The 8,904-nt window shown below is 30.9% G+C and carries 7 protein-coding genes; 3 read left to right on the plus strand and 4 right to left on the minus strand.

The annotated features are described in order from the left end of the window. Positions 1–80 precede the first annotated feature (80 nt). Positions 81–3,272 carry a DNA polymerase III subunit alpha gene (locus LQ668_RS01390; RefSeq protein ID WP_107509865.1) on the minus strand — a complete coding sequence of 1,064 codons (3,192 nt, stop codon included), beginning with the start codon at positions 3,270–3,272 and terminating at the stop codon, positions 81–83. 12 nt (positions 3,273–3,284) lie between these two features. After that, complete coding sequence (locus LQ668_RS01395) at positions 3,285–4,211, minus strand: DHH family phosphoesterase (RefSeq protein WP_078356404.1); 927 nt, start codon at positions 4,209–4,211, stop codon at positions 3,285–3,287. Positions 4,212–4,285: 74 nt separating this feature from the next. Between LQ668_RS01395 and LQ668_RS01400 the strand changes: the two genes are divergently transcribed. Continuing rightward, positions 4,286–4,636 (plus strand): YtpI family protein, encoded by a 351-nt coding sequence (locus tag LQ668_RS01400; protein ID WP_078356403.1) that lies wholly within the window; start codon positions 4,286–4,288, stop codon positions 4,634–4,636. 33 nt (positions 4,637–4,669) lie between these two features. Here LQ668_RS01400 and LQ668_RS01405 read toward each other — a convergent pair whose 3' ends face one another. Continuing rightward, the gene (locus tag LQ668_RS01405) at positions 4,670–5,965 is read right to left on the minus strand and encodes a DRTGG domain-containing protein (protein WP_078356402.1); all 1,296 of its coding nucleotides are present in this window, start codon (positions 5,963–5,965) and stop codon (positions 4,670–4,672) included. 120 nt (positions 5,966–6,085) lie between these two features. Then, positions 6,086–6,775, minus strand: coding sequence for a metal-dependent hydrolase (locus tag LQ668_RS01410; RefSeq protein WP_078356401.1), 690 nt, complete (start codon positions 6,773–6,775; stop codon positions 6,086–6,088). Positions 6,776–6,886: 111 nt separating this feature from the next. On the opposite strand from LQ668_RS01410, the gene LQ668_RS01415 reads away from it, so the two are divergent. Further along, positions 6,887–7,942: a M24 family metallopeptidase gene (locus tag LQ668_RS01415; protein ID WP_088368987.1), complete on the plus strand. Its 1,056-nt coding sequence runs from the start codon at positions 6,887–6,889 to the stop codon at positions 7,940–7,942. Beyond that, entirely contained in the window at positions 7,939–8,568 is a 630-nt protein-coding gene (locus LQ668_RS01420) for a copper homeostasis protein CutC (protein ID WP_239775857.1), read from the plus strand. The genes LQ668_RS01415 and LQ668_RS01420 overlap by 4 nt, the downstream gene beginning before the upstream one ends. The last annotated feature ends 336 nt before the right edge of the window (positions 8,569–8,904 follow it).

Below are 8,904 nucleotides of genomic sequence, written 5' to 3' on the forward strand. Positions count from 1 at the left end.
TTATTTAAATTAAAAAATTCTTCACAGTGGTCAGACCACCATGAAGAATACTATATCATAATTTATTTAATTAATAAAGACTATAAAAGTCGTACATTTTCATAACCTACTATATTTATAAATTCTTCAAAATCACCTTTATTCAAATTTAAATATCCAAGTGATTTTGAGGTAAAATCATCATCGTTAAAGTATGTTACTTTAATTTTACTTTCCTCTGATTTTGTTACCCATTCATCCAGACTTGTCACATTTCTAACCACAACTTCTTTAGTAGTTGCTAACTTTTCTTTTTTAAAGTCTTCTAACGTTTCTATACTATTAATAATGATTTGCATCTTTCCATTTCTTTTCTCAAACTTACCTTGAATAATAATTGGTACGTTTATAATTTCAGTTGTTTCAATTAGTTTATATGCATCTGGAAAAATAACACCTTCCACTTCATTTATACCATCAATTATATTTACAAAAGCCATATTTTGCCCTTTTTTAGTCCTAATTTTTCTTAATGAAGCAATCATGACTAACATAGGTACTTTTTCATTTTGTATTCTAATTGGATAAATAGATAAATATTGGAGTTGTTTGAATAATGATAGAATAGGATGTTCAGTCGCATAAAATCCTAAATATTCTTTTTCATATTCACTTTTCATAAGACTAGGCATTTCTTCAACTTCTTTGAATTCTTTTTTTACATTTAAGCCTAGTTCTGCAAGTAAATTATTGGCATCTCCAACTGACTCACTACTTTCATAAACATCGTCAATTGACTGTAACATGGTAGCTCTTGTTTGACCGAAAGTATCTAATGCACCTGAATAAATAAGTGATTGTATCATTTTTTTATTTTTCACTTTATTAGGAAGTCTATGAACAATATCATACATATCTTTATATTTACCATTTGTCTTTCTTTCATCGACAATACTTTTGACACTTTGATAACCAACACTTTTTATTGCCCCAAGTGACGTGTAAATTCCGTCTGAAGTTGCTTTATAAAACCACTCACTATCGTTAATGGATGGTGGATAAATTTTAACACCTATTCTTTTCAATTCAGTTACCATTTGTTCAGTTTTCACTTCATTACCTACTACATTGGATAGTATAGAGGCATAAAAATAAGTCGGATAATGAACTTTTAAATATGTCATGATATATGCAATTTTACTGTAAGCTACAGCATGAGCTTTCGGATAACCGTAATCAGCAAATTTAAGAATTAAATCAAATATTTTTATTGCTGTTGATTCCTCGTACCCACGTTCTAAGCTTCCGTTAACAAAATGCTTTCTTTCATTTTCTAGTACTGCTCTATTTTTCTTACTCATCGCACGTCTTAGAATATCCGCTTCACCATAAGAAAATCCAGCAAATTTGCTTGCAATTTGCATAATTTGTTCTTGATAAATAATAACACCATATGTTGATTTCAATATACCTTCTAAATCTGGATGTAAGTATTCAATTTGTTCATTCTGTCTACGCCGTTTTATATAAGTGGGAATTTCTTCCATTGGGCCAGGTCTATAAAGAGAAGTTACGGCAACAATATCCAAGAAATGATCAGGCTTTAATCTTTTTAATACACTTCGAACGCCTTGTGATTCAAGTTGGAATATTCCTGTAGTTTCCCCTCTTGATAAAAGCTGAAAAACTTTAGCATCGTCGAAAGGTATTTCTTCAATATCTATATTTTTATTTTCTTGATATTTAACTTGATTAACGACTTGTTGAATAATAGATAAGTTTCTTAATCCAAGAAAGTCAATTTTCAGCAAGCCTATTTTTTCAGTTTCTGTCATTGTCCACTGTGTTAAAACACCCGTGTCACCCATCATAGTAGGAACAAATTGATGTAATGATTGGTCATTTATAATAATACCCGCTGCATGAGTAGACGTATGACGCGGTAATCCTTCAAGTTGTTTACTGAGTTCAAACCATTTTTCATGTAAATGATTTTGATTAACAAATTGCTTAAATTCTTCACTCTCATAAGCTTCGTTCAGTGTAATACCTAATTTATGTGGTATCAGTTTAGATATATAATTTAAAGTCGCATCATCAAACTGTAAAATTCTTCCTACATCTCTTGCCACCGCTCTTGCTTGTAAATGACCATATGTAACAATACCTGCTACTTTATTGTCTCCATATTTATTTTGTACATATTGAATTACTTTATCTCTTTTAGTATCTTGAAAATCAATATCAATATCTGGCATTGTTACACGCTCTGGATTTAAAAAACGTTCAAATAACAGATCAAACTCTATCGGATCAATCGTCGTTATATTTAAAATATAACTAACTAATGAACCTCCTGATGATCCACGTCCTGGTCCGACTAGTACATTTTGTTCTTTAGCATATTGAATCAAATCACTAACAATTAAAAAGTAATCAGCATAGCCCATTGAGACAATAATGTTATATTCGTATTTTAATCTTTTTTCATATTCTTCATTGAATTGTGGGTATCTTTCTTTATTAATCATTAACAATTCCCAAAGGTATTCATTACTTGTTTTATGCTCTGGTGTGTCAAATTTAGGTAATAAATCTTGATGATATGTAATTTCAACGTTACATTTTTGCGCTATCTCATCAGTATTTTCAATATATTCATTTGAAACATCTATATTCGGTAATTCTTTTTCAGATAAGAAATGTCTGTTTATATTCTTGTTAAAATCACTAATCGTTAATTTTTCATTATTTTTAATCGCTTTTAAACCAATCAAACTATCTCCGTCATCTTGATTCAAATATAATGCAGATTGTATATACACTTTTTTATGTGTTAATTCCGCACTAGAATTATGAGATAAATATTTATCATCATCATTAATTTGAATTGCTTGGAATAAATAGGCATTATCTGGGCTAAGTTGTTTTGCTATAATGATTAACCCATCAGAATAAGTATTCAACCACTCAACAGGCGTTGAAAACCGCTCTTTAAGAGAAATTGCTGATGATAGTTTAATTAAATTATGATAACCAATATTGTTTTTTGCTAATAAAACGCATTCAACTTGATTAAGTTGATCATCTAAATATACTGTTAATCCAATAATCGGCTTTATATTTACCTTTAAACATTCATCATAAAATTGTAATGCACCGTGCATAACATTTAAATCCGTTAAAGCTAGCGCTTGATAATTTTCATCTTTACCTTTTTCAACGACATCTGAAATTCTGATGCTTGAATTTAATAAATCATATGATGAATGAATATTTAAATGACTTACCATGCGCTACACCTCCTAAATTTCAGATTTAATATCTGCAGTTAATGCATCAAACTCTTCCCAACTATATACGGAGGCACCTGAAGCATTTGGATGTCCACCACCATTATACTTAGCAGCTATGTGATTGATTGTAATTCCTTTTGAACGTATTCTACATCTAATTTCTTTACCTTCATCGACAGCAAATACCCATGCTTTAAGTCCTTTAATATCTGCAACTGTATTTACAAATAATGAAGCTTCGTTAGGTTTTAAATTAAATTTTTCAAGAATGTCTTTCGTAATTTTTATAGAACAAAAGCCTTCACCATCATAATTGAAGTTTTGTAATATATAACCTTGAAAGTGTAATAACTCAGGTTCACGTTCACTTAATTGATTGAGTAGTCTATTACGTTCAAACTCTTGCGTCATCAATTGTGCTGCAACTTCCATAGTATGTGGTGTTGTGTTATCAAACAAGAATCTTCCAGTATCTCCAACAATACCTAAATATAAAACTCGGCTTGCTCGCTCACTTACATTTGAGTCATTCAAATTCCATGAATGATTTAAATCAAAGATTATCTCACTAGTCGATGATGCATTTGTATTAACGAAATTAATATCACCATATGAATCAACTGGTGGATGATGATCTATTTTAATTAGTTCTGAACCTTTGTTAAATCGTTCATCATCAATTCTAGGTGAATTAGCTGTATCACATACAATCACTAGTGCACCATTATAAGTATCATCAGATATTTCATCTAAATCACCTATAAATTCTAAAGTAGGTTCTGATTGCCCTACTGCATATATATTCTTTTCTGGAAAAGTATCTTGTAATATATATTTCAATCCTAACTGTGAACCGTATGCATCAGGATCCGGTCTCACATGTCTATGTATTATAATTGTTTCATATTGCTTAATTTTATTTAATATTTCTTCCATTGTTATCCTTCTTTCTTTATATTTACTTATATTTTATTAATTGATATAATTCGATTTGGTAGGAGGAATAAATCATGTCACCTGAAATTATGTCCACATTTGTTGCTTTAGCAGTAACAATTATGATTCTAGCTTTAATATTTGCAATTTTAAATCTTGCGCGTTCATTTAGAACAAAACGCGATGTTAGAAAAGCCTATCATAAAGCTCGCTCTAGATTTTATTTCGGTATATTTATGATAGCATTTGCAGTTGATCAAGTATTTTTATTTCCAACTTTAGTAACGTATATCATTGTAATCGTATTATTATTCTTTGGTATTTTGAATCTTACTTATGGTTATAAAGCAAGCAAATACTTTAAAGGCAACTTACCCATTGAAAATAAAGCTTGGGAAGAGTTCGAACAAAAAAAGCATAATTAATTTCTTTAAAAGCGTTGTATTTATAACGCTTTTTTATTTTTCGAAAATTTGACACATAAGTAAAGCTTTGGCAACTGTTGCACTTCCACTAACCATAGTCACTTCAAATTTAGCAAATAATCTTCCGATATCTAAAGTAGAGATTTTCACTTCGACTTCATCATCTATTTGAACAGTCTTTATATAATAAATATCTATATGTTCAATCATAATTTCAGATTTTTTCATTTTTCGTATTTCATAACGTAATGCTTCTTCAATGACAGCAATATATACAGATTTCGTCATCATACCAAATTGATTTGTAAGTTGTGGCGATATATTTACAACAACATTTCCATTAACCATCGTTATTTGTTTCGCAATTTGGTCATGAATTGTTTCTCCAATTTGTGGTTGTTTACTCATTAACTGCATAGTCTTTAATACATCTTCTCTTGATATAATACCAATCAATTCTTTAGAACTAGAAACAACTGGTAACAATTCTATACCTTCCCAAATCATGAGATGCGCACAGGTTGCAATCGTTGTATTCAAATGTGCAACTATAGGTGATTTAGTCATTAATGGTTTAATACTTCTATCTAGTTCTTCATTCACAATGTCTTTACTTGTCAAGATACCCACAACTTTCGATTCACTGTCAATTACAGGAAAACGTGTGTGAGAAGTAAGTTGGGATAATTCATTCCAATCTCTTACTTTTTGCGTGTCATCAAGATGAGAAGTTGATTCTATAGGTATCATAATATCTTCGACCATTAGAATTTCTTTCTTAATCATTTGATCATAGATGGCTCTATTAATAACATTTGCTACTAAAAAAGTGTCGTAATTTGAAGAAATAATTGGTAGTTCAAATTCATTAGCATATTCAATAATTTCTTCATTTGCTTCAAACCCACCAGTAATTAGTACTGCCGAACCTCTCTTTAAAGCTTCCAATTGAACATCAGCGCGGTTACCCACTATAAGCAATGTATTTTTAGTTAAATATTTTACTACATCATTTAACTCCATTGCGCCAATAGCAAATTTGGATAATGTTTTATACAACCCTTGCTTTCCGCCTAATACTTGACCATCTACTATTTTAACAATTTCGTTAAAAGTTAAATTCTCAATTTGTTCTCTAGACTTACGCTCAATTCTAACAGTACCAACTCTATCAATTGAAGCTACGAGCCCTTTGTTATCCGCTTCTTTTATTGCTCGATAAGCAGTACCTTCTGAGACATTTAAATCTTTGGCTATCTGCCTGACAGAGATTTTATGTCCAACAGATAACGACTCAATGTACTTTATAATTTGTTCATGTTTCGTCATGTTTATACCCTCTATCAAATTTAATGAATTACTTTCTATTATACATTTTTGAGTGGTTAAATGATATGTTTACAAAAGAAAAGTGGTTGCGTTTATATGCAACCACTTCTAATCTCTATTTTATAATTCGACGTATTCTCCTGCTTTTAGAATACTTACTTCAGATGACGTAACAGCCTTTTCAAACTCTTTAGGATCTTGCTTAATATAATCAAATGTATCGTAATGTATTGGTACTACTTTTTTAGGTTTAATAAATTCATTAATTGCATAACTTGCATCATCAATTCCCATCGTGAAATTATCGCCAATTGGAATGAAACATAAATCAACTGGATGTCTATCTGCAATTAATTTCATATCGCTAAATAATCCTGTATCTCCTGTATGGTAAATCGTTCCAGCTTCAGTTTCTAATACAATCCCTGCTGGCATACCTAAATACACAATTTCACCATTTTCTTCTGTAATACTATTACTATGAAATGCTTGAACGTATTTAACTTTACCAAATTTGAATTCAACATTGCCTCCAATATTCATTGGATGTAAGTTTTCAAGATTATATTTATTTGATAAATAATCAATTGCTTCTGGGAAAGCAATTACTGTTGCACCAGTTCTTTTTGCAATGCTAGCAGTATCACCTAAATGATCTCCATGACCATGAGTTAAAATAATATAATCGACCTCTACTTCATCTGCTGTTAAATCTGACATTGGATTTCCAGTAATAAATGGATCCACAATCACTTTTTGTCCTTTACTCTCAAAATAGATTACTGATTGTCCATGAAATGATACTTTCATGACTTTCCCTCCTCATATTGTCTTTTCCATATGTTATATACCCTAAATTTGAATTTATGAATCAAGAAGTCTAAAATAATAATGTAAGAAAGAGAAGCGGGAGGCATAATAATGAAACATAATGAAATTACAACATTTTTAAAAGAAAAAGGTGTAGATGCGGCATGGATAACAACTCCATTAAATATTTTTTATTTAACGGGTTATTTATCTGAGCCTCATGAACGATTATTTAGTTTATTAATTACTAAAGATGGTGACGAAACTTTATTTTGTCCAAAAATGGAAGTAGAAGAAGCTAAGAACGCTGGTTTCAAAGGCAATATCGTTGGTTATTTAGATACTGAATCACCTTTTGATATAATCGAGCAACAATCTTATAAAACATTTGCAATAGAATCTGAACATTTATCTGTTAAAAGACTTCGTGAAATTGAAAAAGCTTTTAACGTAGAAACAATTGTCGATATTGATCAAGTATTAAAAGATATTAGAAATGTTAAAACAGATAATGAAATTGAAATGTTACAAGAAGCGGCTAAATATGCAGATTTAGCTATTCAAGCTGGTGTTGAAAAGTTAGAAGAAGGTATTTCTGAAATAGAAGTATTAAATCATATCGAAACAACGATGAAACAACATGGCATTTCAAAAATGAGCTTCGATACTATGGTATTGTTTGGCGACCATGCTGCTGCTCCGCATGGTACACCTGGAGATAGAAAGTTAAAAGACAATGAATATGTGTTATTTGATTTAGGTGTAATTTATAAAGGTTACTGTTCAGACATAACTAGAACAGTTCCATTCGGTACACCATCAGAAAAAGCTAAAGAAATTTATAATGTTGTACTTAATGCAAACAAACAAGCTATAGACATGATAAAACCTGGTGCTAAAATTTCAGACTGCGATAAAGTAGCAAGAGATATTATTAGTAATGCAGGTTATGGTGAATACTTCCCTCATAGACTAGGACATGGACTCGGATTAAGTGTTCACGAATTCCCTGACATCTCTAGTACAAATAAGGATGAATTCCAAGAAGGTATGGTATTAACAGTAGAACCAGGTATTTACGTTCCTACAGTTGCCGGCGTTAGAATTGAAGATGATATTGTCGTAACTAAAGACGGACATAAAATTTTGACTGGATATAAAAAATGATCAAAGAAGCTTGCGTAGAAACAATTACTCAAATAAATAACGCTATTAAAAACGGTGCTAACAGAATAGAACTTTGTGATAACCTTTCAGTAGGTGGCACAACGCCAAGCTATGGAATGGTAAAAATAGCAGTAGAACTTTGTCATCAAAACAATGTCGAAGTTGCAGTTATGATTAGACCACGTGGCGGAGATTTTAATTATGATTACTTTGAATACGAAATAATGAGACAAGACATCATACAATTAAAAGAATTAAATGTTGATGCCTTTGTATTTGGTTGCTTAGACGAAAACAAACACTTAGATGAATGGAAAATGCAGTCTTTAAAAGAAGCATGTGGTGTAATACCAGCCGTTTGTCATATGGCATTTGATTCCATCAATCCGTACAACCAACTTAAATCATTAGATTGGTTAATCAACCAACAATTTACTCGTTTATTAACACATGGCGGTCCAAGTGACACTTCAATATTCGATAACGTAAACCATCTCGGCAAATTGTTAATCCATTCAAAAGGAAACATAACAATCATGCCAGGTGGCGGACTAAATAAAGATAATTTATCAGCATTAACAGAAGATATCCCATTTGATGAAGTCCACGGTACGAAAATAGTATAAGTATCAATATAAATCCGCATTTCATTAAAGTATGAGATGCGGATTTTAGTGTTTTAAAAATGGAGAGCTATATAGTTAGTCTTGGTTTTAGAACTAGCACTACGCTTACTGGCAGAATTCTGAATTGTGCTCCTTAACAGCACCTCTTACGGACATTTCTCGGAATTATGGAATATGTCCATATAATTGTGTAATAAAATAAGAGCCATATATAGCTCACTTTAGTACAATGTAATCGACGAAGAAAAAATTGTAGAGGTGACTATATATGACTCAATTAAATATTAACGTAGACTTTGAAGAATTGGCAAGTGCTATATTTGAAAGTAACTTAAA

It is taken from the genome of Mammaliicoccus sp. K-M42 (assembly GCF_022386375.1).
Taxonomy (GTDB): Bacteria; Bacillota; Bacilli; order Staphylococcales; family Staphylococcaceae; genus Mammaliicoccus; species Mammaliicoccus fleurettii.